Origin of the sequence: Neobacillus vireti (assembly GCF_001026695.1) — a bacterium.
In the GTDB taxonomy this organism is placed as follows: domain Bacteria; phylum Bacillota; class Bacilli; order Bacillales; family Cytobacillaceae; genus Neobacillus; species Neobacillus vireti.
Genome location: NZ_LDNB01000002.1, coordinates 648,600 through 669,416, shown reverse-complemented (window position 1 = coordinate 669,416; position 20,817 = coordinate 648,600). Strand labels below are relative to the sequence as shown.

Genomic DNA, 20,817 nt, shown 5'->3' with positions numbered 1-20,817 from the left:
ATTGTTGATTTTGAGCACTGATTGGAGTGNGGCGCTTGATTCGCCGAGGAGGCTCACCGCCCGCCCCGCGGAAAGCGAAGCGCCTGGAACGGAAATCAACATTCCCTTTTAACAGGGCCTATAAATTAAATAGGCTTCCTAGACTTTCTAAGAAACCTGCTTTTCTTTCTGTTATTTCCCCCACCAATATCCCCAAAAACATGCCAGTAAATTGGAGACGTACATCATAGCACCGTATACAAAAAATTGGCGATTCTTTTTCCCTTCAATTAATTGAAGTAATTCATAATTAAAGGTAGAGAACGTTGTAAACGCTCCGAGAAAACCGATGGATAAGAAATTAATTTGACTATCTGAAAAATAATTAGCACCGTAAATGAATCCAATCGCGAACGATCCGGAAACATTGATGATGTATGTACCTGTTGGTATTGAAAAAATCGTCCATTTGGAAAAAATATTACTTAGATAATAGCGAAAGATGGCCCCAAGAAATCCTCCTGCCCCGATAACCAGAAGTGTTTTAACCATATTGGTTACCCTTCCTCTACTACCAAGGCAACTGATTGTCCGAGGTGAACAAAACAAAATCCGCCAATAATTGTAAGCGTAATGTAAAGAAGGCTTGTCCGGATTCCCCATTTCATAAATAACTCTAACGCTTTCAAGCTAAAAGAGGAAAAGGTAGTGAAGGAACCGATAAATCCTGTTACAAATCCAATCCTGAATATCGCAGAGAAACGACTGTGTTTTAATGCTAAGAAAAAACCAATGATAAAACACCCCAAAAGATTAACAATCAGGATTCCTGAGGAAGGTGGAAGAACCGTACGAGAAATCAAAGAATCTAGAAGAAACCTTGCAATAGCACCAACCACTCCTCCAATGCCAACAGCAACATATACCATTTTCATCACTTCTTTTTAACCTAATATATTCTTTTAAAACAAAGAAATGCTTAGATGGTATAAAATTATCATTATCGATGACTTTTAATCATTATCACTATTAAACCACTCTTCTTCCCACTCATCCTCTTCATATTCACTGCACCATTTGTAATTTCTTTTCTGGAAAGTAAGAATATAGTTTCTTAACATTTTATAGCGGATCAGTTTTTGATCCTGAGTCATTGCCCCGGCCCAGGCGTAGGTTTCGATCAGGTCAATATAATCCATGTAAATCCGATGATAAATTTGATCAAGACGTTTTTTTTGCGCTACCGTATAGTGAATATTTTTTGTGCAATCTAAATCCGAATCACTAGAATCACTACTCTCTTGATGCATTTTAAACGGATCCAAGACCCCGTCTTTATCTATTACCTCCCATTCTTGCAGGTTCTTTGTTGAGTCTTGCTTTTCTTTATTATCAAACTCTGCAAAGGAAGGTACGACGGCTGTTAAATAGCTAATGAAAAAAAATAGGATAAACCCACATTTTTTTACCATCCAATTTCTCCTTTAACACAATTTAGAAAGTTGCACATCAATTTGACATGCAACTTTAAGAGAATTACTGTTAATCATCTAAATGGTCGTCATCCCCATGATGGCCGTCATCTTCGCCATGGCGGTCATCATCATCATGTCCGTCATCGTCCCCATGGCGGTCATCATCACCACGATGTGAACCTTCTTTCTCAACTTCTAAAACCTGACCAGTCTTTGCGTCAATTTCTACTTCATAAAAAGCCCCTGCCTGTTTAATCTTTACTTCATATTGCTCTTTTCCATCGTCTACTTCTAATTTTACTGCGATAATTTCACCTTTTACCTTTTTTAAAGCGATTTCTCCTGCTTCTTTTTCGGTAATTCGATTCGCCTTTGCCTCTAATAACTGACTGGCGTTGACATGCCCAAGAGCAGTAAAGCTGATTGGGATTAGTAAAGTTAGTAACATGATTAATTTCTTCAAATCCTCACACTCCTTTATTTTTTTATTAGCTTGCGCCGGAGTGAAAAATTTATTCTTTTTTTAAAAGAACTTGTAAAGAGAATTTGTCCATAAAAAGCTGACAAGCTGGGGTAATGCCGTTGCCATTCCTTGTCTTGATGCAAATAATACAGTAAGGCAATTATCTAAAGAGGGAGAGAGATTAATGGGATAAAAGGTTTTTTTGGTTCCTTGGGCCAATATTTCCGAAGAACGAACGAAAGGCTCCAGCTTTGGAGGGTAAAAAAGCTGGTGAGGAAAGACCAGGGTTATATAAACTGGGGACTTGGGATTGATACTCCTTTTTTCTTCAGTTCAAAGTTTGCGATAGAAAATAAATCGATTACCATTACCGGGTCGCAAATTACACACAATCACTCATGGCCGATCAAGTATTCTATTATAAAAATGAACAACCTCGGAACGTCCATTCAATACTTTGACAGCATCATTTTCTATGGCGACCATGCTGAAGGTGAGTTTGTTCACACTTTTTCTATTCCTAGCGATACCGGTTATCAGCTGGAGGTTTTCAACTATTTTAAGTATCATTCAGCTGGAAAGATCCGGATAATACAAACAGATGAATAAAACAAGAATGGCCATACCGCTTTATGGATATTTTGAGATTATAGTCAATTTACCTTTAACCATTGGACAACTTTTGCATACCATACAAAGAGAATACAGAAAAATAGTCATTTCCATCAATTGAAAGAAAACAGGGATTGCAAGATGCAATCCCTGTTCGGCTTAAATTAAAACAAACGATTTGGTCATTTAATAAAAACCGGCACCACCGATAAAGCTTGCACCGATGATTATAAGCAAAATGAATAAAACTACAACTAAAGCAAAGCCTCCACCAAAGCCTCCTACTGCACCATCCATTTAATCCACCTCCTAGTTGATTCTGAATATCTTATGTAAAAAAATCTTCTTTGTGTGGGTGCGGATATATTTTTGGGTAGAAAAAATGGCAAAATGGCATTATGCTAAGTAAGCATCGCGGACTTCTTCATTTTTAATCAAATCATGGCCGTTTCCATGCAGACGAATTTCCCCCGTTTGAATGACATAGCCCCGATCGGCAATTTGCAAGGCTTGATACGCATTCTGCTCCACTAGTAAGATGGTTATTCCTTCTTGGTTCAGTTCCTTTATGATTTCAAAAATTTGTTCAACAATAATGGGCGCGAGTCCCATCGACGGCTCATCAAGCATTAATAAATCAGGCTTCATCATAAGTGCCCTTCCAATCGCAAGCATTTGCTGCTCGCCGCCGCTCATCGTACCGCCCTTTTGTTCAAGCCTGCTTTTTAGTTTAGGAAAATAGTGAAACACCTTTTCCATTCTCTCATGAATGACCTGTTTATTTTTCACAGAAAATGCGCCAATGAGCAGGTTTTCCTTGACGGTAAGCTTTGGAAAAATCCTTCTGCCTTCAGGAACATGTGAAATCCCCAAAAGTGTTACCTCATGTGCTGGTTTGTTGGAAATTTCTTGGCCCTTATAAACAATATTCCCTGTTTTTACTTTCACAAGTCCGCTTATTGATTTTAAAGTAGTTGATTTCCCAGCTCCATTACTGCCAATGAGCGTAACAATTTCCCCTTTATCCACTGCCACGTCGATAGACTTTAACGCTTGGATTCCGCCATAAAAGGTTGCAACATTGTTTAATTGCAGCATCAATCCACCCCTCCTATCCTGCCTGAACAGCACCCGATCCTAGGTATGCTTCAATCACCTTTGGATTATTGCGAATGTGTTCGGGCTTTCCTTCCGCAATTTTTTCGCCGTGATCCAATACAACAATATGTTCAGAGATTTCCATCACAAGCTTCATATCATGCTCAATTAAAATAATAGTAAGATTGTACTCCTGCCTCATTTTCTTAATCAACTGCGTAAGCTCGTTTGTTTCTTTTGGATTCATACCTGCCGCCGGCTCGTCTAATAATAAGACCGTTGGTTTTGCGGCAAGAGCTCTGGCAATTTCCAGCCTTCGCTGGGCCCCGTAGCTTAAATTACATGCTTTTTCATTTAAAAGCGGGGCTAGTCCGACATATTCTAATAATTGATACGCCTTCACTTCGGAAGCTTTCTCTTCCTTCCGAATGGCAGGAAGATTAAATAAAATACCGATAAGACCTGCTTTTATATGGGTATGCATGCCAACAAGCACATTTTCAAGTACCGACATTTCACTAAACAAGCGGATATTTTGGAAGGTCCGTGCGATTCCTTTTTTGGAAACTTCATGGGGTTTTAAACCGTTCAATTTTTCATTATTTAGCAAAATCGTCCCTGAGGTTGGCTGATACACCCCTGTAATCATATTAAAATATGTTGTTTTCCCAGCCCCATTCGGTCCAATAACGGCTGTTATTGAGTTTTTTTCCACTGTCATCGATACATCTTGGTTTGCTGTAATCCCGCCAAATTTCTTCGTTAGATTTTGAACTTCTAAAATAGACATGCAACTAAACCTCCTGAGCTTTCTCGATTTGCGAATGATCAGGCATTACTTCCTGTTTCCCCTTATTTTCCTTCGCGCTTCCCTCTTGTAATTCCTTTTCATTATAGACATGGTTTTTTGCGGGCAAGAGTCCTTTCGGCCGATATAAAGCAAATAGGATTAGGAGCAGGCCGAAAATAAGCCGCTGCATTTTAGAAGGCGATAGCGCGTCTGGGATGGAAAAGGCCCCTGTCGAATTTAGTTGATTCAACCAACTCGTCACTTCTGTTAACACTTGAAGATTGAGAATGGTCATCACCGCAGCACCGAGAATGACACCTGGTACACTGCCCATGCCGCCCAAGATGACCATTACCAAAATCGTAATCGACTCTAAGAGCGTAAAGCTGGTCGGATCGACAAAGGCTTGTTTTGCAGCAAAAACGACACCCATCATTCCTGAAAAGGAAGCACCAATCGCAAATGCCATTAATTTTGTCCGGACTAATGGTACACCCATCGCTTGGGCGGCTATTTCATTTTCCCTGACTGCTTTCCACGAACGGCCGATTTTTGAATGCTCAAAACGGCGTACCGTAAAAATAGTAAATAATAAGATTACAAGGACAATGTAATAAAATTGGCTTGGATAAAGAAAATCAATACCAAACAATCGGGGTGGAGTAACCGAGGGAATCCCCATGGCACCATTGGTAATATTAACCGGACGATCCAGATTATTAAAAATAATTCTTATGATCTCGCCAAAGCCTAAGGTAACGATCGCTAAATAATCGCCTTTCACCCGGAGGACAGGGATGCCAAGAAGTATTCCAAATAAAGCAGCGACAAAGCAGCCGATTAAAATAAACAGCCAAAAGCTTTCACCTGAAAGCGGAAACGTTCCAAAAGGCATAAAATTGGATGCTTGGACTGTAGCAAAAATCCCATAAGTGTACGCACCAACTGCGAAGAAGGCGATAAATCCTAAATCCAAAAGACCCGCCATCCCAACTACAATATTTAACCCCAGAGCCATAGAAATGTAGATTCCAACAAGTGTCGCCACTTCCATATAGGATTGATACGCGTCTCCATTGCTTGCGGTGAAGGGAAGTAAAAACACAAGCACGATTCCCGCAATGAGCCACTTTGTGAGATTCTTAAAATTTGTAAAATATAATAGTAAAAGTGACGATAATAATAGAAGAAATGCCGTAACTGATTTTTGTGCCATAAATAGACTGAGTGATGTGATGCTAATGTATATGAGGAGAAGGATACCCTGCACAAGTTTATTTTGTTTATATTTTTTCCATAGAGATTTCATTCTTCTCACCTACACTTTCTCAGTGACCGGTTTGCCTAATAAGCCCTCCGGTTTAAAAAGTAATACAATAATCAAAATAGCAAAGGCAAAGACATCTTTGTATTCAGCGCCAAAAACGCCGCCTGATAAAAGGGTTAAATTTGCAGATGCAAACATTTCCAATAACCCCAGCAGTAAACCGCCAAGCATGGCCCCGCGAATATTTCCAATCCCGCCTAAAACCGCCGCCGTAAACGCCTTCAATCCAAGGATAAAGCCAATATAAGGATCGATTGTTCCATATTGAACAGCAAAGAGGACTCCTGTCGCTCCGCCAAGCGCCGAGCCAATAAAAAAGGTAATTGATATAACCTTGTTCACATTTACCGTCATTAAGGAAGCAGTCTCGCGATCTTGGGCAACGGCCCGCATCGCCATGCCCCATTTTGTTCGATTGATAAATAAATCTAGACCAATCATCATAATGACCGCCGTCACTAGCACGATCACAAACGATGTTTTAATAGATGCATCGTTAAAAATGGAGCTTATTGATGAGGCTTTAATCGAAAGTTGATCTTTAAATAGATTTGGCCCGGTTACGATATAGTTCCCCTTTTGTAATTCGGCAATGAATCTTACAATATCTTGTAATAAAAATGAAATACCGATAGCGGTGATGAGTGGGATTAATCGTGGGGCATTTCGTAAGGGCCGGTAAGCTACTCTCTCAATCCCCATCCCTAAAAGGCCTGTCAGGATAGCGGTTAATAAGAGGACTGTAATCAGCATAACAATAGCCGGCACCGCTGAAACCCATCCCATTCCCGTTAACACAATCAAGATAGCGGTGCCGATAAAAGCACCTGACATGAAGATTTCACCATGAGCAAAGTTAATTAATTCCAATATTCCATAAACCATTGTGTACCCTAACGCAATAACTGCATACACGGCACCTAAAGTAAGCCCGTCTATCACCACCTGCGGAATCGTTTGGAGTATTTCGTTCAGCATAAGTTACCTCCTTGTCCACAATCTATAGAAAAAAAGGGTACTCTCACCCATTTAATGAGCCATACCCCTTTCCACTCTCGCCATTCTTATTTACTAACTTCGTCCACATATTCAGCTGGATATTTTGCTTCTTTAAAACTATAAATAAATACCTTAGCGTAATCATTGTCACCGTTATCGTCAAAGCTGACTTTTGTCAACACTCCTTGGTAATCTTTCACTCCGCGGACGGCATCTCTTACCTGTTCACGGGTTGGCTTTTTATTGTTATTTGCTTTAATCGCATCTTCAATTCCCCTTAAGACCACACCCATCGTATCGTAGCCATATACCGAATAAGACTCTGTATCCTTCTTATATTTTGCCTTATACGTTTCGATAAATTTTTTGCCTTCTTCTATTTTTGTTGAATCGCCTGCAAGAGAAGTAATATACGTATTTTTAATCGTATCTCCGGCAATTTCAACTAGTGTAGATGCATCCATTCCATCACCACCTAAAAACGGGACATTAACGCCTTTTTCACGTGCTTGTTTTATTAATAATCCGCCTTCAGCATAGATTCCACCGAAGAAGACTAAATCAGGTTTCTTCGACACCACTTGGTTAAGAACGCCATTAAAATCTTTTTCTCCGACGGTAATTCCTTCAAACCCAAGAATTTCGGCTCCTTTTTCTTCAGCAGCTTTCTTGAATGCTTCTGCAAGACCGGTACCGTAGGCTGTTTTATCTTGAACGATAAAAATCTTCTTTGCCTTTAAGGTGTTTACGGCAAATTCCGCTCCTGCTGGACCTTGAAAATCATCACGGGCCACAATCCGATTGACGGTCTTTAATCCCCTTGTGGTGACTTCTACCGCTGAGTTTGCCGGTGAAACCATCGGTATCGCGTATTTTTCATACACTTCTGAAGAAGGAATTGCGACGCCAGAGTTAAAGTGACCGACAACAGCCATGATCGATTTATCTGCGCCAATTAATTGAGCATTGGCTACGCCTTTTTTTGGATCGCCTTGATCATCATAAGGGACAAGCTGTAAGGTAAAGCCTAGGTCTTTAAACTTTTCCTTTTCCTCTTCTAATTTAAGCTGCGCTCCTAACTTGATCGCTTCCCCAATTGTTGCACTCCCACCTGAAAGCGGTGTTTGAGTAGCAATTTTAATAACATTTGAAGCTTTTGTATCGCCACCGGAACTCCCACAGCCAGCCAAAATCATCCCTGCCGCCAAGCTTCCTGTTAACAATAATGCTAAAGATTTTTTAAATTTCATGTTGCCCCTCCCTATTTTTCTTTTAAACAAGCCCCTTACATATATATTGTTCTGAACCAAGAAGTAGGACTATATATTTGTATTATTATTTTGAAAATTCACCAAACTTGTTCAGTTCCTTCTATTGATCAATTACTGGGCATGAGGACAATATATCTTAGAATATTTATGATTATAGTAATTCAGAGGAATAACAACCTTTCCGGAAATCACATTAAATAGTTCAGAGGTGAGGAAAAATAAATGAATTCTACTTTTTTCGAATGGACCGCTGAACAGCGAGATTCCTATTTTACTGCCATTGATGCTGTCTTAAAGAAAGGAATGGCTGCTAAAGAAGTCGTCTGTTCGATTACCACGGGTTTTCGATCTATTCCTTCTATCCGAACAGCCCCAGGACTTAACCCCTACCACGCTACCGTAGCGGACATTGGCTACGGCTTCGATGCCGCGAGAGGAACAATCAAGCGGCTCAGGCAGGGGGAATCTATTTCTCTTGCGAAGGAAATGTTGGTGTTTGACCTTGATACACTGCGGATTAGCGAAAAACAAATCCGCCCTAATTTTGAATTAGTTGAAAACTGGGCACAGCCTGATACTTCTTATTTAATTGAACTAAGCAAAGAGTTAAACGGGCAAATCGCTGAAATAATTAACGAAGCAATCCGGCTTGGTCAGGCGATTCTTGGACCTGAATGGGAAATCATCCGTACAAGAATCCAGAATATCCAAGCAATCCCCCGGCTTTAGATGGGCTAACTAAGGGAGGAAATCAATATGCCTAGTTCACAATCTATGATTATGAATGCAGATGAGCAAGATCGTTTGATGGAATGGTGGAACAAAACAGAGGAAGCAAAAATAGTGGTCCAACGTTTAATGTCATTAATAACTGAACTGCGGGTGCATCCGGAATCCAGTCATGCAGATGGAATGGTGCTTTTTTACCGGGCGGCTTCCGAGATTTCATATGGATATGCAGGGATGAGGGGATGTATCCGCCGCTCGTTTACCAGTGAATATTCTGAGCCGCTCAGGAAAAATATTGTCATGTGTCACAGCTTCGCCCATAAATATTCCGTTGATGCGAAAATCCTTCTTGAACGTGTTGCCAAGCACGTCACCGAACCGAACGGACTACAATTAATAAATCGTATCCGTGATGCGTTAATGGAAAATGACGCCATGTTAAATGAAATAGCCAAAAAGGCGAATGCGTTCTTTGGAAAGGAAACCTTCCAGTCCATTCAAACAAAAGTAAACCAATCGATTACTTTACCTTCAATAGGCTAACAAGAAATACCTTCTGGCTTTTAGGGGAACATGATGCAACCATTGGCATCCAAGTTTATTGATAAAGTCAAAAAAACTCTGATTCTCAGAGTTTTTTTCGTTTTTATATGAGTATTTTAACTACAATTTTTCATGAAACTCGTGCCCAGAATTGGTATAATCATTTATCGAAATAATAGTTTATAAACCTTTTTACTCAACCCCGTCCAAATAGAACTGTAAAGGCATGAAAATAAAAGGATACCGGTTGCAATTTTGAAATCAAAGGTTTGGGAGACTGTAGGTCCCAGAACGGGAAATTGAAGACTGTATAACAAAATCATAATCCCCCCCGTTAGTCCAATCCCTCCAACAAGCGAAATCATCATCCAATGGTTCCACAATTTAAATGCTGCTCCGAGTGTAATTCCCAATAATCCGGTCGTAAACGGAAAAACAAATAGTTCACTCGGCTGTAAAATAGCTAATAGGAAAATCGTAATGACATAGGACATCATGCCAATTCTTAACGAAATCATCCCTGAGAGGACAATCGGAAGGGTAGCCAAGATACTAAATGCATAGCCAATTCCAACAAAAACTCCTGCTGACTGGAAAACAGCTGCAATTGCCGCTAAAACAGAGCCGATTACTAATTTCCTTGTATTCGTATAATGAACAACCGCAATCCTTTGGCTATTTTTGTACGTTTGATTGTGTTCTAAATGTTCTTTCATCCAATACACCCCCTATAATAGGAAATGCAGGGGGCAAGCAGGATATGATGATTATTTCCAAGTCAGACATAAGTGTTTAAAATGATCGTTTGTTACTTTTTTTCTTAATCAAACTGTTTGCGATCCCTCTTCTTCCCTGTTGTGTGTCACAATGGATTCGAGGAAATATGCCTTTTCAAAGCCGTCTCGGGTAGCCTCACCAAGGGAGCTATACCCTACTGCATCTCCCAATACAAACACATTTTCCATCTGTTCCCTTAATGTTTCCTCTAATGGATTATACGCCTCTACACCCATCGCAACAATGATAGACTCTGATTCAATTTCAGAGTGTTTCCCAGAAAGTGGGTCCTCCACGATGATACTGTTCGGAAGGATTCTTTCCAATCTGTGGTCCGTCACAATCTCCACATTTACTTGTTTAAGCTTCTCTAGAAGTCTTAACCTCGTTTCAGCGCCAATTCTTTTGCTTGCTTTTGTCGGAATCTCTACAAATGTGACATCATTACCGGCTTCTGCAAGGCGACGAGTCGTTCCATGACAGATCATACCACTGCCGACAACTGTAACTTTACTATTAGTAAATACTTTTTCCTGTAATTTTACGTCTTCATAAGTATATACATGACCTAAATCATTGCCCTCCACCTGTGGAAGCATTGGTCTTCCGCCTGTTGCCAATAAAACAGCATAAGGATTGAATGCTGTGATCTCTTCAACAGTGGCCTCTGTATTCAAACGGACATCAATATTTAAACGTTTCATTTCATTGCTGAGGTAATCAATGTGCCATGTCATTTTCTTTCGATAGATTGGGTCAGTTACAAGGTGCAATTGACCGCCAAGCTTATTATTCTTTTCAAAAAGAGTTACGTCATATCCTTTTAATGATAGAACTCGTGCCGCTTCCATACCACCTGGACCACCTCCAACAATCACAACACGGCGGTTTTCACCAGAAGGAAGGTGCTGCAGTTCCTTAAACTCTAGTTCTCGGCCAGCTCTTGCATTGATGGAGCACAGGACGTGGGAGTTCCCCATCGCTGAATGTATACAATGGAGACAGTTAATACATTTTCTAATTTCAGCCTCGTGTCCTTCCATTGTTTTGTTCACCCACTCAGGATCAGCGATTAATCCCCTTCCAATGGCCACAAAATCTGCTCTTCCCTCAGATAAAAGCTTTTCTACAAATTGCGGTTCACGAATTGATCCAACCGTGATTACTGGAATATTTACTTCTTTTTTTATCTCCTCTGCTAGGTAGACTCTCCAACCTTGTTCAAATAACGGAGATTCAATTACTTTGTCCATAGAGTCATAGGTTCCACAACTAATATGCAGTCCATCTACTCCTAGTTTTTCTAAGTATCGAGAAATATCCTTACCTAACTCTAAATCTATTCCTCCTTCGATAAATTCATCCACACTGAGACGAACGGTAACAGGGTAATCCTTACCGCAATTTTCTTTAATACCAATAATGATTTCCTCGAGAAATCTCATGCGATTTTCAAAGTTTCCCCCGTATTCATCAGTACGTAAATTTGCCTCAGGGCTTAAGAACTGGTTAATTAAATAACCATGGGCACCGTGAACTTCAACACCATCAATGCCAGCCTGCTTACATCTTATGGCGGTCTGAACAAATTTATTTACTAGCTCTTTTACTTCTGCTGTTGTTAATTCCCGTGGTTCTTCACCTACTGCAGCACAGGCAACGTTACTAGGTGCAACGATTTGTTTACCATTAATTAACGAAGAGTTTGACTGTCTGCCTGCATGATGAATTTGGACAAAAACCTTCGCCCCATAATTATGTACCGCATTAGCAAGCGCGTGTATTCCTGGGATGAAGCGATCATCGTCAAGCCGTAATTGCCTAATAAATCCTTTCCCGTATTCATAATCGATACAAGTAAATTCAACAATAATTAACCCAGTCCCGCCCTTTGCCCTTTCTTCATAATACGCAATCAGTTGATCAGTGACTTCTCCTTCAGGGCCAGCTAGATTCGTTCCCATCGGTGGCATGACAACTCTGTTTTTCAAAGTTAGCTTGCCTATTTTTCCTTGTTTGAATATGTTTGGGTAATTCATTTATAAACCTCCCTATTTATATTTATTTGTGAAAAATTTCACAAATAATGCTGAAAAATTTTATCTCATGTTTATTTTAATGGTAGTTGACAGTAGTTTTTGTATCTTCATTTGAAAGTTTAGTGACAATAGTATGGAAAATTTACGAAAAAAGAGGTAGGGAGGGGCGGTCCGAATTTAAATAAAAATTTCTATATTTAAAAAAAGAGCGTGAAATATACAAGACCTGTATAAAAGCTTGTATATTTCCGTCTCTCTAAAATAATCCATATTTTATTAGTGCACCTACTCAAGAAAAGTGGACCTCTTATAGCAAAAAAGCCACACTTTTTGTGCACAGTAATTCGAATATGCTAATCATTTAATCCCTTTCCATTGAGAATTTGCTCCAAATATTTTTCAATCCTTGACTCTCGGGTTTTGGATTGTTTAGGCGAAGAAAAATAAAGAATGTATGCTCTTTGCCGCCCCGGCGTCAATGCTTCAAAAGCAGTCTTCAATTCAGGAATTTCATAGAATTTATTTTGTAATTCTTCAGGAATTATGTATTCTGTCGTCTTCTTAAAATTCACTTCCAGGCCGGCCTTTTCAACTTCAATCGCTTCATAAATATAGTCTTTTATGATGGTTTCCATTTCAACTATTTCTTGAAGACTTGTGAACCGAATCTGGCGTGCTGCCTGTACATTCTCCGTTTGTTGGATTAGAATCCCGTGGGTATCCTTTAATAAGGCACCTTTGTTAAACAGAAGTGCACAATATTCTTTAAATCCGTGAATTAAAACGACGTTTTTTTTCTCAAACATGTAACAAGGATGCATCCACTTAAATTCTTCGATCAGCTCACATTCAAGAACGATATTTCTCAACTGCTCATATGCTTCCTTCCACTTTTTAGACTTACTTATAAATTCATCAACCTTAGGATTCATTTTGCTATTTGTCATCCAGAAACACCTCTCCAATTTTTCGATCAGCTGACAGTCAAGAATATACATCTGAATTTCTGCATTCTTTCTGTCACTTTAATAGCTTAACTTAAATATACATCATTAGTATCCTTCGTTGCATCTATCCTTTTTGGCTTGCCTTCTTCCAGACTGTTTTTTGCATGATAAATGCAATTAATCCAATAATCGCGGCTACTAATAAACTTACAAATAGACCCGTGCGAATACTCTTTTCCATCAATGTTCCGCTTACCGCAGCAAGAATAAGAACTAATCCTAAAAAAGCTAGCATTTTTCCCCCTAGTTTAATTTCTAAAATACGGAGCGCAGAAATGATAATAAAGGACCAGTTGAAGAGAAGTAAAATCCCTGCTGCAGTCGTAATATATTCATATATCTTACCCGGCAGCAGTAATGCGGTGACAATGGAGGCAATTAATCCAATTGTCGCCAGTCCTAAAGATGGGACTGGGAGTTCTTTCAACTTTTTAAGCTTTTTAGAAAACAAGGATGGCGCATCACCACCTTCTGCTAAAGTCACAAGAAGTGTAGTTACCCCAAACAAGGAAGCGGTCATCGTTGAAAATCCAGCCAAAATAATAGCCGCATTAAATACATGCGGAAAAAAAGCAAAATGATATTTATCCAATGCTGTGACAAAAGGGCTTTCCTTTTCAGTAAACGCCCCATGAGCGGCCATATAGACTGCAAGCCCGATTGAAATCACATAAATAATGACTAATACAATCAACATGATAATTCCAGCTTTAGGCGCATCCTCTTTCTTTTTTAGCCTCATCGCCATGAGGCCAATGACTTCAATTCCTCCATATGCATAAAATGCATAGATTAAAGAAGCCCAAAACCCTCTATAACCTTCTGGAAATAGTTCTTTTGTTGAATGGGGAAAACCAGGGTGTTCCACATCACCATGGATCCAGCCAAATACAGCAGCACCAGCGATAATAATAAACATGACTATAGCCGCTGTTTTAATAATCGCTAATACATTTTCCACTTTATCAAACCCTTTATTGCCTGTTATTACAACAATAATGGAGAGAATCGCATAGCCCGTCGCAAAGAGCCAAAGTGGAACATTCGGAAACCAAAATCTTGATAGGATTGAAAGCGCGGTCAGCTGGCTGCCCATAATCAAGATATTTGAGCACCAATAATTCCAGCCGCAGCTAAATCCGGCCCACCGTCCGTATGCTTTGTTTGCATAGTAGCAGAACGAACCATCTTGAGGATCCTCTGCAGTCATCTTTGCTAATAAATTATAAACAACGTACGTCCCTAAGGCAGCTAAAATAAATGAAAAGACAATAGAGGACCCGGTTACCTTTATACCAATCGTCAACCCAAGAAAAAAACCTGTTCCAATCGTACAGCCAATCCCGATTAATGACAACTGCCACCAACTTAAATTTCCTCCCTCCTCCCCCTTACTCTTACCGCCAGCTCTTGGGATAAAAAACTCCATTTAATAACTCCCCTTATGTAATAATCCTTTAAGAAACAAACTTTTCAATTTACTTATATACTTTCACTTTTAGGGTTCCAAGGAAGGATTAAATCTTAAATTTTTGCAATACTGCAAAAGGGTTCTTTGTTTTCCCAGATAAATAATTATTCACTTAAGTTATTATTAACTTTCATAGTATTAGGATTCCTTGAAAAAAAAACCAAAGAGCAGAAAAACGCTAATGCTCAATGAGCAATTTCGTATTTCTATATCTAAAAAGGGCTAGAGAATACATCCAGTTTTATAAGAAAAATTTATTTTTTGGACTTGAGTCTAAATTTTTCTCATAAAATGTACAAGTTCGATAATCAATGGGCGTGGAGTGATCTTTTTTGAGCATAAGCATATTGTTTAGTTACTTAATTTTAGGGTTTACATTAGCCGCTCCAATTGGACCCGTTAATTCTGCCCGTTTGGATAAAGGGATTAAAAATGGCTTCTGGCACTCGTGGAGTGTTGGAACTGGAGCCTTGATAGCAGATGTAATTTTTATGTCTTTGGTTTATTTAGGCATGGTTCAATTTCTAGATATTCCTATGATCCAAATCTTTCTCTGGCTATTTGGGGGATTTGTTCTCATTTATTCAGGAATGGAGAGTATTAAAAATTCAAATAACATTACCTTGAATTACAGCAGAAAAAAGGAGTCTTTATTTACGTGCTTTCTTACAGGGTTTATCCTATCGATTACAAACCCTTTATCGATTTTATTTTGGTTAGGGATCTATGGCTCGATCTTAGCTAAAACAATTCAAACGAACGGTACTGAAATGCTCTTGTTGTACAGTAGTATGATCTTTCTTGGTCTAATCTTTTGGGATATATTTGTTGCAACACTCATTTCAGGGTTTCGAAAACTTCTAAGCCTTAAGAGTTTAATCGCTATTTCTATTGTTTCTGGAGTTTCATTAATCGTGTTTGGTATATATTTTGGATATCAAGGGATTTATGCACTTTGGAGTTAAAGATGTCCAGAATATGCAAAACAATATGACCAAATCCAAAAAAATCCCTTATGTAGACCGTATGGTTTTCGCATACCTTCTTCATAAGGGATTATTATAGGTTAAATCGTGAATTCTATGGGATCTTTGGTTCTTCTATCTTTATTGGTTTTCCACTCAATGATTTAAGGAAAGCAACTAGGGCTGCTTGTTCCTTATCAGAAAGATTGAGAGGGTTGAAATCCTCTGAAGTAAATTGGTCAACGTGCTTTCCTTCATTATAATGTTTCACTACTTCTTCTAATGTCTTCATGCTTCCATCATGCATGTACGGAGCAGTATAGGTAAGTTCACGAAGTTGAGGGGAGCGAAATGCCCCCTTATCCTCTTCTTGATCGGTTACATAGAAACGTCCGAAATCTCTGTTGTTTATCCCTATATTATCAAAATCGTTATCTGAAAAATTTGCTCCTGCATGACATGTCATGCAGTTTCCTTTACCAGCAAAGATTTCCATTCCTAATTTTTCTTGAGTCGTTAATGCTTTATTGTCCCCTTGTATATAGTTGTCAAACGGCGTATCTTTGACAATAAGAGTCCGCTCGAAGCTTGCTAAAGCATCTGCTATATGTTTAGTTGAAATTTCATCATGAAAAGCATTTGCAAAAAGTCTCCTATACTCCGGTACATCCTTCAATTCCTTCACTAGTTCATCTAAATCTTGGTCCATTTCAACTGGATTTGTTATTGGACCCAATGCCTGCTCCTCTAAACTTGTAGCTCTGCCATCCCAAAAAAGCTTTTCATAATAGGCAGAATTTAGAACGGTAGGGGTATTCCGTTGACCTTCTCTCCCCTTTACGCCAACAGCAGTCGCACGCCCATCTGTGAAGGCTTTGTCTACTGCATGACATGTAATACAGCTTACTTCATTATTTCCGGACAGCCGTTTATCAAAAAAAAGCATTTTTCCTAACTCAACCTTTTCCTCCGACATCTGATTCTCTACTGGAACAGGAACAAGTCCCAGCTTTTCAAATTTTGTCCGGAGGTAGTCATCTACATTCGGCAAAGCGTCAGAACCAATCTTATTATCTATATTCTTAAATGCGGCGGAACCAATATTACTGAGAGCACTGACCATTATGATACATGCTACCATCCCTGTAATAATCAAAATATACTTGTATTTACTCAATATTCTTTTCATTTCCAGTCCCCTATTATTTATTTAAAAATTCTCTTTTATTTTAATAATAGGAGATTAATAGAAAATGAATTTCATGTAAATTTTAAGTAAATGGGTTAGGTGATATTCGTAGAACAATACCGTTAATCCAACTGAGGGCACTTCTGTTTGCCGACTCAAAACACGATTGTGAAGCATTGTTCATAACTAAAAGGGCTTTTTGTAAATATTTGTATAGTTTATTCTTAGAAACTACTCAATATTTGTCTAACCTGCAAAAAAAATTTTTTGAACTTGTCCTTTTCTCCTATTTTTCTATAAATAACAGGTGAGAATATTTTTAGGAGATGGTTAGATGTCTGGCTGGGTAAAATTGACGAAGCAATTTACGAATGATGAATTATGGTTTAACGTAACAGCTTTCCGGCTTTATGTGTGGATCTTATTGAAAGCAGCGTACGCTGATGGAATCGTTTTGAATGGAATTAAGTTAAAAAAAGGTCAATACGTAAGAGCTTATTCCCAATTAGGCGAGGATTTGATGTACATAGAAGGACGAGCAAAAAAAGCAATTGCTAAGAGTACAGTAAAGCGTGCAGTCGACAAACTTGTGAAAAAAGGGCTGCTTTTGGCTGAAGAAACATCTTTGGGAACCCTTTTTACGGTGGTAAATTCCGATGACTTTAAGTGTTTGGACGGAACTGGTGATTTTTTTTGCCCTCCGTTTCGCGAAACGGATGTGGAACACTCGGAGAACGATAACAAAACAGAGCTGGAACAAAATAAAAGAAATCAAGAATTTAAGAATGTAAGAAATAATGATCAACATCCTCATCCAGAAAACTGGAAGAACATCTCGTATGAACGCCAAGAAAAAACCGATAATCAAAAATGCCGGATCCCCGCAGATAACAATACCAAGCAAAAGGAAATACGAATCGAACGGGTTTCCAGCCGATTTATCACCTTACGAAATAATGGAGTGTTTTTGAATCGAAAAGATGAATTAGCGATTGAAAGAATCTCTGAGCTTCCATTGAAAATCGAGCAACTAGAATCTTTATTAGAGGAAGTTTTCCGTGAGCACCGCAGGAGGAATCCGAATGGAAAAATTAACAGCGCATTGTATTGCGAGAAGGTCATTTTGACAATACTAGAAGCGGAGAAAAACAGTAAACAGCCCAAAAAGACAAAGAAAGAATCCATGACTGATCGCGTTGAGCGGCTGATTCAGGAAGGGAAAATTAGCTTACAGGAGGATTCGCCATGACCAAGGCAGAGGTAGTCAAACTTTTAATACTTATTGAATCGGTTTATCCCAACTGCATATTTATGGATGAGACGGTCCAGCAATGGTTCCAATTCTGTTCTGAAATGGATTATGAACAGGTAATGACAAAGGTGAAAACCCACATTCGAAAAAGTCCTTTTCCACCTGCGATTGCTGATATTGCAGTCTTCCCTTTTGAAGAAAATGATTTTCCAGAAAAGCTGCAGGAATGGATGATGAAAGGACGGGAGAGAATTGAACGCGAACGCAACCATGCCAATCGAATACCAATACCAAACTGGCTTGCCGAATACGCAGCAAGAAAATCTTTTTGAAGCGGAAGGCATCCTATTAGGTGCGGTCTTTCTCGCTCCTGAACTGATTCATGAAATCACCTTAGAGCCATGCCATTTTTCGCAGCAACGAAATCTGCTCCTGTTTCAAGCGATGAAGGAACTACAAAATGAAAATAAGCCGATTGATATTATTTTAATGGCTGAAAAATTAACAGGCAACAGCGAAGATGTCGGTATTAGTTATATGAATAACATTATCACCCGCTGTCCCAAAGCAGACAACTATGAACACTATCAAACCATTATACTAAACGAATATAAACTAAGAATGCTCAAGAGGGCTGGGTTCCAGTTTCTAAACGAGCCAACATTAGAATGAGCCGCGGCAAACAGTTGCCGACATTCGCTCAGCAATCCAGAAGACGAAGCGGGAGCACGCAAATGGCGGGCACCTGGTGGTCATCGATTATTTACAGCTCATTACTCAAACGAAGCGGTTTGAACGCCAGGATTTGGCGGTTGGCTGTATAACAAGAGAGTTAAAGCAGATTGCGAGACATTATGAGGTACCGATTATCCTGTTGTCCCAATTGTCCAGAGGTGTGGAGCAGCGTACGGACAAACGCCCGGTAATGTCAGATTTGCGGGATTCTGGAAGCATTGAGCAGGATGCCGATGTAATCATGCTAATAAGCCGGGATGAGTTTGATCAGGTGAGCCCGGATAAGTGCGAGCTGATTAACCTGAATATTGCCAAGCATCGGAACGGTCCTGTGGGGGTGATTAAGCTGGCGTTTGAAAAGAACTATAGCCGTTTTCGGGATTATTTAGTGTAGGGAGGGCTTACGAGTTTAGGACGCAGATTAAGAAAGATTTGTCTTACCACGTGGAAGGTGACAAGGACATTACGCAGCTGGTGAAGGATCTTGAGCAAGAAGAAATAAATAAGCAATAAATGATAATTTACCTTTTTAGCTCCTCTAATAGATGGGTTTTTTTGTTGCAAAATTTGGCGTTATAAAAATAACAGCATGGCTCATTCTTTTAGGACAGGTGCCCTACCAACTTTTTTCCATTAAACATAATTTGTTATATGCAACAGGGGAGGAGGGGTTTTTCATGAGTGATGGAGCTTACGGCAGTGGATTTGCATTGATTGTTGTATTGTTCATCCTACTTATCATTATAGGAGCTTCCTTTATGGGAGGTGGCTATGGCGGCTACGGCGGTGGGTATTATTGAGTAACTAAAATTATATTGAATGGGGGGATTTTCTATGTGTTTCGGCGGCTGTGGAATCGGTGGTTACGGTTACGGCGGAGGTTACGGTGGAGGTTTTGGTTACGGCGGAGGTTTCGCCTTAATCGTTGTATTGTTCATCTTATTAATCATCATCGGAGCAGCAATTTTTTATTAAATTTAGGCTCTGATTCATTCGATAAAAAAGCCCTACTGATTTTTTAGAGGGCTTTTTCATGTCTTTGTGCTTTATTCCTGACAAGGGATATAGCGGTGAGGCTAAGGTTAATCATAGTGTATGCAGGAAACCATGTACATAATCAATTTAACGAAGCCCAAATTTAAAATATCTGGATATTATTCTTTTGGCCAAACTATTAAGTTTATTATTTACTCTACAATAGCGCCATCTTTATCCGTCATTATCAGTGATTGGAAAGACTTAACGCGCGATATGTACCAAAAATTTATCAATGAACTTGCTCCAAAATACGCAAATGAAACATTGCGAAAACGGAATTTATATATAAAGCATTGCATATCAGTTGCCCGAGAAGATGGAGTAATTTCCAAAAGTCCAACTTATAAGGTAACAGTAAAGGGAGAAAAGAAGGAAAAAGCAGAGGATTTAAAGCATTTGAATTATGGAGAATTGAAACTGCTTGTCGCTGAGACAAAGAAGAATTTGAAGCCACGGTATATTTCCCGGTATATCATATTATTCGGCATCTCCACGGGAGCACGTTTTTCCGAAATCCTTGGAATGACCTGGGACTGCGTCGACTTTACCAATCAAACAATCACAATCAACAAAACTTGGGATTTAAAAAATAAAAATGATTTTAGTGATACCAAAAACTACGCATCAATGCGAACCATCACAATTGATAAAGATATGTGTGATATTCTTAAAGATCTGCTCAACGATCAAGATAAAGTCATTAAACAAACTGGTCTAAAAAACAAGAAAAATTTAGTTTTCGTGAACAATAAGATGAAACTCGTTTCAAATAATGCGGCTAACAAAACTTTAAAAGCGCTCTGTCGTGTGGTCGGAGTTACAGAAATAACGTGTCATGGGCTCCACCATACCCACGCATCAACTTTTCTTTTTAAAAAGGTTAATATAAAATATGTATCCCGTAGACTTGGTCATAATGATATTGTCACCACGTTACAAACTTATTCCCATATCATGGACGAATTGTAACAGGTAGAAACTCGAATAGTTGATGAAACCATGGCAGATCTATTTGGTGCAAAAAAAATGCAAAATAAATTCTAAAACTCTCGTTTTCT

At 39.1% G+C, this 20,817-nt stretch carries 26 protein-coding genes; 11 read left to right on the top strand and 15 right to left on the bottom strand.

Annotated elements, in window-relative coordinates; all coding sequences use genetic code 11:
• Positions 1–171: 171 nt before the first annotated feature.
• From crcB (AA980_RS03605) to AA980_RS03590, 4 genes are all read right to left on the bottom strand, one after another.
• On the bottom strand, positions 172–531 hold the full coding sequence (gene crcB / locus AA980_RS03605) for a fluoride efflux transporter CrcB (protein WP_024027399.1): 360 nt from the start codon (positions 529–531) through the stop codon (positions 172–174).
• A gap of 5 nt (positions 532–536) precedes the next feature.
• On the bottom strand, positions 537–914 hold the full coding sequence (crcB, locus tag AA980_RS03600) for a fluoride efflux transporter CrcB (protein ID WP_024027400.1): 378 nt from the start codon (positions 912–914) through the stop codon (positions 537–539).
• Positions 915–992: 78 nt separating this feature from the next.
• Positions 993–1,451 (bottom strand): hypothetical protein, encoded by a 459-nt coding sequence (locus AA980_RS03595; protein ID WP_024027401.1) that lies wholly within the window; start codon positions 1,449–1,451, stop codon positions 993–995.
• A gap of 70 nt (positions 1,452–1,521) precedes the next feature.
• Positions 1,522–1,917 carry a PepSY domain-containing protein gene (locus AA980_RS03590; RefSeq protein WP_024027402.1) on the bottom strand — a complete coding sequence of 132 codons (396 nt, stop codon included), beginning with the start codon at positions 1,915–1,917 and terminating at the stop codon, positions 1,522–1,524.
• Between the two features lie 270 nt (positions 1,918–2,187).
• Between AA980_RS03590 and AA980_RS03585 the strand changes: the two genes are divergently transcribed.
• Entirely contained in the window at positions 2,188–2,526 is a 339-nt protein-coding gene (locus tag AA980_RS03585) for a hypothetical protein (RefSeq protein ID WP_024027403.1), read from the top strand.
• A 189-nt stretch (positions 2,527–2,715) separates the two neighbouring features.
• On the opposite strand, the gene AA980_RS26080 is transcribed toward AA980_RS03585, so the two are convergent.
• From AA980_RS26080 to AA980_RS03560, 6 genes are all read right to left on the bottom strand, one after another.
• Positions 2,716–2,826, bottom strand: coding sequence for a YjcZ family sporulation protein (locus AA980_RS26080; RefSeq protein ID WP_082195600.1), 111 nt, complete (start codon positions 2,824–2,826; stop codon positions 2,716–2,718).
• Positions 2,827–2,925: 99 nt separating this feature from the next.
• Complete coding sequence (locus AA980_RS03580; RefSeq protein WP_024027404.1) at positions 2,926–3,627, bottom strand: ABC transporter ATP-binding protein; 702 nt, start codon at positions 3,625–3,627, stop codon at positions 2,926–2,928.
• Positions 3,628–3,640: 13 nt separating this feature from the next.
• A complete protein-coding gene (locus tag AA980_RS03575; protein WP_024027405.1) occupies positions 3,641–4,417 on the bottom strand; it encodes an ABC transporter ATP-binding protein in 777 nt (258 codons plus the stop codon).
• 4 nt (positions 4,418–4,421) lie between these two features.
• A complete protein-coding gene (locus tag AA980_RS03570; protein ID WP_024027406.1) occupies positions 4,422–5,726 on the bottom strand; it encodes a branched-chain amino acid ABC transporter permease in 1,305 nt (434 codons plus the stop codon).
• A 9-nt stretch (positions 5,727–5,735) separates the two neighbouring features.
• On the bottom strand, positions 5,736–6,722 hold the full coding sequence (locus AA980_RS03565; protein ID WP_024027407.1) for a branched-chain amino acid ABC transporter permease: 987 nt from the start codon (positions 6,720–6,722) through the stop codon (positions 5,736–5,738).
• 86 nt (positions 6,723–6,808) lie between these two features.
• Positions 6,809–7,993 (bottom strand): branched-chain amino acid ABC transporter substrate-binding protein, encoded by a 1,185-nt coding sequence (locus AA980_RS03560; RefSeq protein ID WP_024027408.1) that lies wholly within the window; start codon positions 7,991–7,993, stop codon positions 6,809–6,811.
• Positions 7,994–8,236: 243 nt separating this feature from the next.
• Here AA980_RS03560 and AA980_RS03555 point away from each other — a divergent pair, with 243 nt between their 5' ends.
• Both AA980_RS03555 and AA980_RS03550 read left to right on the top strand, forming a co-directional pair.
• Entirely contained in the window at positions 8,237–8,743 is a 507-nt protein-coding gene (locus tag AA980_RS03555) for a hypothetical protein (RefSeq protein ID WP_024027409.1), read from the top strand.
• A gap of 27 nt (positions 8,744–8,770) precedes the next feature.
• Positions 8,771–9,286, top strand: coding sequence for a hypothetical protein (locus AA980_RS03550; protein WP_024027410.1), 516 nt, complete (start codon positions 8,771–8,773; stop codon positions 9,284–9,286).
• A 164-nt stretch (positions 9,287–9,450) separates the two neighbouring features.
• Here the strand turns inward: AA980_RS03550 and AA980_RS03545 are convergent, their stop codons facing one another.
• From AA980_RS03545 to AA980_RS03530, 4 genes are all read right to left on the bottom strand, one after another.
• Positions 9,451–10,002, bottom strand: coding sequence for a YybS family protein (locus tag AA980_RS03545; RefSeq protein WP_024027411.1), 552 nt, complete (start codon positions 10,000–10,002; stop codon positions 9,451–9,453).
• A gap of 108 nt (positions 10,003–10,110) precedes the next feature.
• Positions 10,111–12,102: an oxidoreductase gene (locus AA980_RS03540; RefSeq protein WP_024027412.1), complete on the bottom strand. Its 1,992-nt coding sequence runs from the start codon at positions 12,100–12,102 to the stop codon at positions 10,111–10,113.
• A 353-nt stretch (positions 12,103–12,455) separates the two neighbouring features.
• Positions 12,456–13,049 (bottom strand): YdeI/OmpD-associated family protein, encoded by a 594-nt coding sequence (locus AA980_RS03535; protein ID WP_024027413.1) that lies wholly within the window; start codon positions 13,047–13,049, stop codon positions 12,456–12,458.
• Positions 13,050–13,173: 124 nt separating this feature from the next.
• Positions 13,174–14,538, bottom strand: coding sequence for an amino acid permease (locus tag AA980_RS03530; protein ID WP_024027414.1), 1,365 nt, complete (start codon positions 14,536–14,538; stop codon positions 13,174–13,176).
• Positions 14,539–14,912: 374 nt separating this feature from the next.
• Between AA980_RS03530 and AA980_RS03525 the strand changes: the two genes are divergently transcribed.
• Entirely contained in the window at positions 14,913–15,545 is a 633-nt protein-coding gene (locus AA980_RS03525) for a LysE family transporter (protein WP_024027415.1), read from the top strand.
• A 115-nt stretch (positions 15,546–15,660) separates the two neighbouring features.
• Here AA980_RS03525 and AA980_RS03520 read toward each other — a convergent pair whose 3' ends face one another.
• Entirely contained in the window at positions 15,661–16,734 is a 1,074-nt protein-coding gene (locus AA980_RS03520) for a cytochrome-c peroxidase (protein WP_024027416.1), read from the bottom strand.
• A 334-nt stretch (positions 16,735–17,068) separates the two neighbouring features.
• Between AA980_RS03520 and AA980_RS03515 the strand changes: the two genes are divergently transcribed.
• The 7 genes from AA980_RS03515 to AA980_RS03495 all read left to right on the top strand — a co-directional run bounded on the left by AA980_RS03515 (position 17,069) and on the right by AA980_RS03495 (position 20,728).
• Positions 17,069–17,983 carry a hypothetical protein gene (locus tag AA980_RS03515; protein ID WP_024027417.1) on the top strand — a complete coding sequence of 305 codons (915 nt, stop codon included), beginning with the start codon at positions 17,069–17,071 and terminating at the stop codon, positions 17,981–17,983.
• The gene (locus AA980_RS25625) at positions 17,980–18,318 is read left to right on the top strand and encodes a replicative helicase loader/inhibitor (protein ID WP_024027418.1); all 339 of its coding nucleotides are present in this window, start codon (positions 17,980–17,982) and stop codon (positions 18,316–18,318) included. Before AA980_RS03515 ends, AA980_RS25625 begins: the two co-directional genes overlap by 4 nt.
• Positions 18,239–18,658 (top strand): DnaB-like helicase N-terminal domain-containing protein, encoded by a 420-nt coding sequence (locus tag AA980_RS27680; RefSeq protein ID WP_235815121.1) that lies wholly within the window; start codon positions 18,239–18,241, stop codon positions 18,656–18,658. The genes AA980_RS25625 and AA980_RS27680 overlap by 80 nt, the downstream gene beginning before the upstream one ends.
• Positions 18,659–18,680: 22 nt before the next feature.
• On the top strand, positions 18,681–19,115 hold the full coding sequence (locus AA980_RS27675) for a DnaB-like helicase C-terminal domain-containing protein (RefSeq protein WP_330217794.1): 435 nt from the start codon (positions 18,681–18,683) through the stop codon (positions 19,113–19,115).
• A 283-nt stretch (positions 19,116–19,398) separates the two neighbouring features.
• Positions 19,399–19,521, top strand: coding sequence for a YjcZ family sporulation protein (locus AA980_RS26070; RefSeq protein WP_082195599.1), 123 nt, complete (start codon positions 19,399–19,401; stop codon positions 19,519–19,521).
• Between the two features lie 55 nt (positions 19,522–19,576).
• A complete protein-coding gene (locus AA980_RS26065) occupies positions 19,577–19,696 on the top strand; it encodes a YjcZ family sporulation protein (RefSeq protein ID WP_407937450.1) in 120 nt (39 codons plus the stop codon).
• Between the two features lie 132 nt (positions 19,697–19,828).
• Positions 19,829–20,728, top strand: a complete 900-nt coding sequence (locus AA980_RS03495; RefSeq protein ID WP_235815176.1) for a tyrosine-type recombinase/integrase — start codon at positions 19,829–19,831, stop codon at positions 20,726–20,728.
• Positions 20,729–20,817: the final 89 nt, after the last annotated feature.

Coding starts and splice junctions, on each gene's coding strand:
- crcB (WP_024027399.1), bottom strand. CDS start 531: ATGGTTAAAACACTTCTGGTTATCGGGGCAGGAGGATTTCTTGGGGCC.
- crcB (WP_024027400.1), bottom strand. CDS start 914: ATGAAAATGGTATATGTTGCTGTTGGCATTGGAGGAGTGGTTGGTGCT.
- AA980_RS03595 (WP_024027401.1), bottom strand. CDS start 1,451: ATGGTAAAAAAATGTGGGTTTATCCTATTTTTTTTCATTAGCTATTTA.
- AA980_RS26080 (WP_082195600.1), bottom strand. CDS start 2,826: ATGGATGGTGCAGTAGGAGGCTTTGGTGGAGGCTTTGCTTTAGTTGTA.
- AA980_RS03580 (WP_024027404.1), bottom strand. CDS start 3,627: ATGCTGCAATTAAACAATGTTGCAACCTTTTATGGCGGAATCCAAGCG.
- AA980_RS03575 (WP_024027405.1), bottom strand. CDS start 4,417: ATGTCTATTTTAGAAGTTCAAAATCTAACGAAGAAATTTGGCGGGATT.
- AA980_RS03570 (WP_024027406.1), bottom strand. CDS start 5,726: ATGAAATCTCTATGGAAAAAATATAAACAAAATAAACTTGTGCAGGGT.
- AA980_RS03565 (WP_024027407.1), bottom strand. CDS start 6,722: ATGCTGAACGAAATACTCCAAACGATTCCGCAGGTGGTGATAGACGGG.
- AA980_RS03560 (WP_024027408.1), bottom strand. CDS start 7,993: ATGAAATTTAAAAAATCTTTAGCATTATTGTTAACAGGAAGCTTGGCG.
- AA980_RS03555 (WP_024027409.1), top strand. CDS start 8,237: ATGAATTCTACTTTTTTCGAATGGACCGCTGAACAGCGAGATTCCTAT.
- AA980_RS03550 (WP_024027410.1), top strand. CDS start 8,771: ATGCCTAGTTCACAATCTATGATTATGAATGCAGATGAGCAAGATCGT.
- AA980_RS03545 (WP_024027411.1), bottom strand. CDS start 10,002: ATGAAAGAACATTTAGAACACAATCAAACGTACAAAAATAGCCAAAGG.
- AA980_RS03540 (WP_024027412.1), bottom strand. CDS start 12,102: ATGAATTACCCAAACATATTCAAACAAGGAAAAATAGGCAAGCTAACT.
- AA980_RS03535 (WP_024027413.1), bottom strand. CDS start 13,049: ATGACAAATAGCAAAATGAATCCTAAGGTTGATGAATTTATAAGTAAG.
- AA980_RS03530 (WP_024027414.1), bottom strand. CDS start 14,538: ATGGAGTTTTTTATCCCAAGAGCTGGCGGTAAGAGTAAGGGGGAGGAG.
- AA980_RS03520 (WP_024027416.1), bottom strand. CDS start 16,734: ATGAAAAGAATATTGAGTAAATACAAGTATATTTTGATTATTACAGGG.
- AA980_RS03515 (WP_024027417.1), top strand. CDS start 17,069: ATGTCTGGCTGGGTAAAATTGACGAAGCAATTTACGAATGATGAATTA.
- AA980_RS25625 (WP_024027418.1), top strand. CDS start 17,980: ATGACCAAGGCAGAGGTAGTCAAACTTTTAATACTTATTGAATCGGTT.
- AA980_RS26070 (WP_082195599.1), top strand. CDS start 19,399: ATGAGTGATGGAGCTTACGGCAGTGGATTTGCATTGATTGTTGTATTG.
- AA980_RS03495 (WP_235815176.1), top strand. CDS start 19,829: ATGTACATAATCAATTTAACGAAGCCCAAATTTAAAATATCTGGATAT.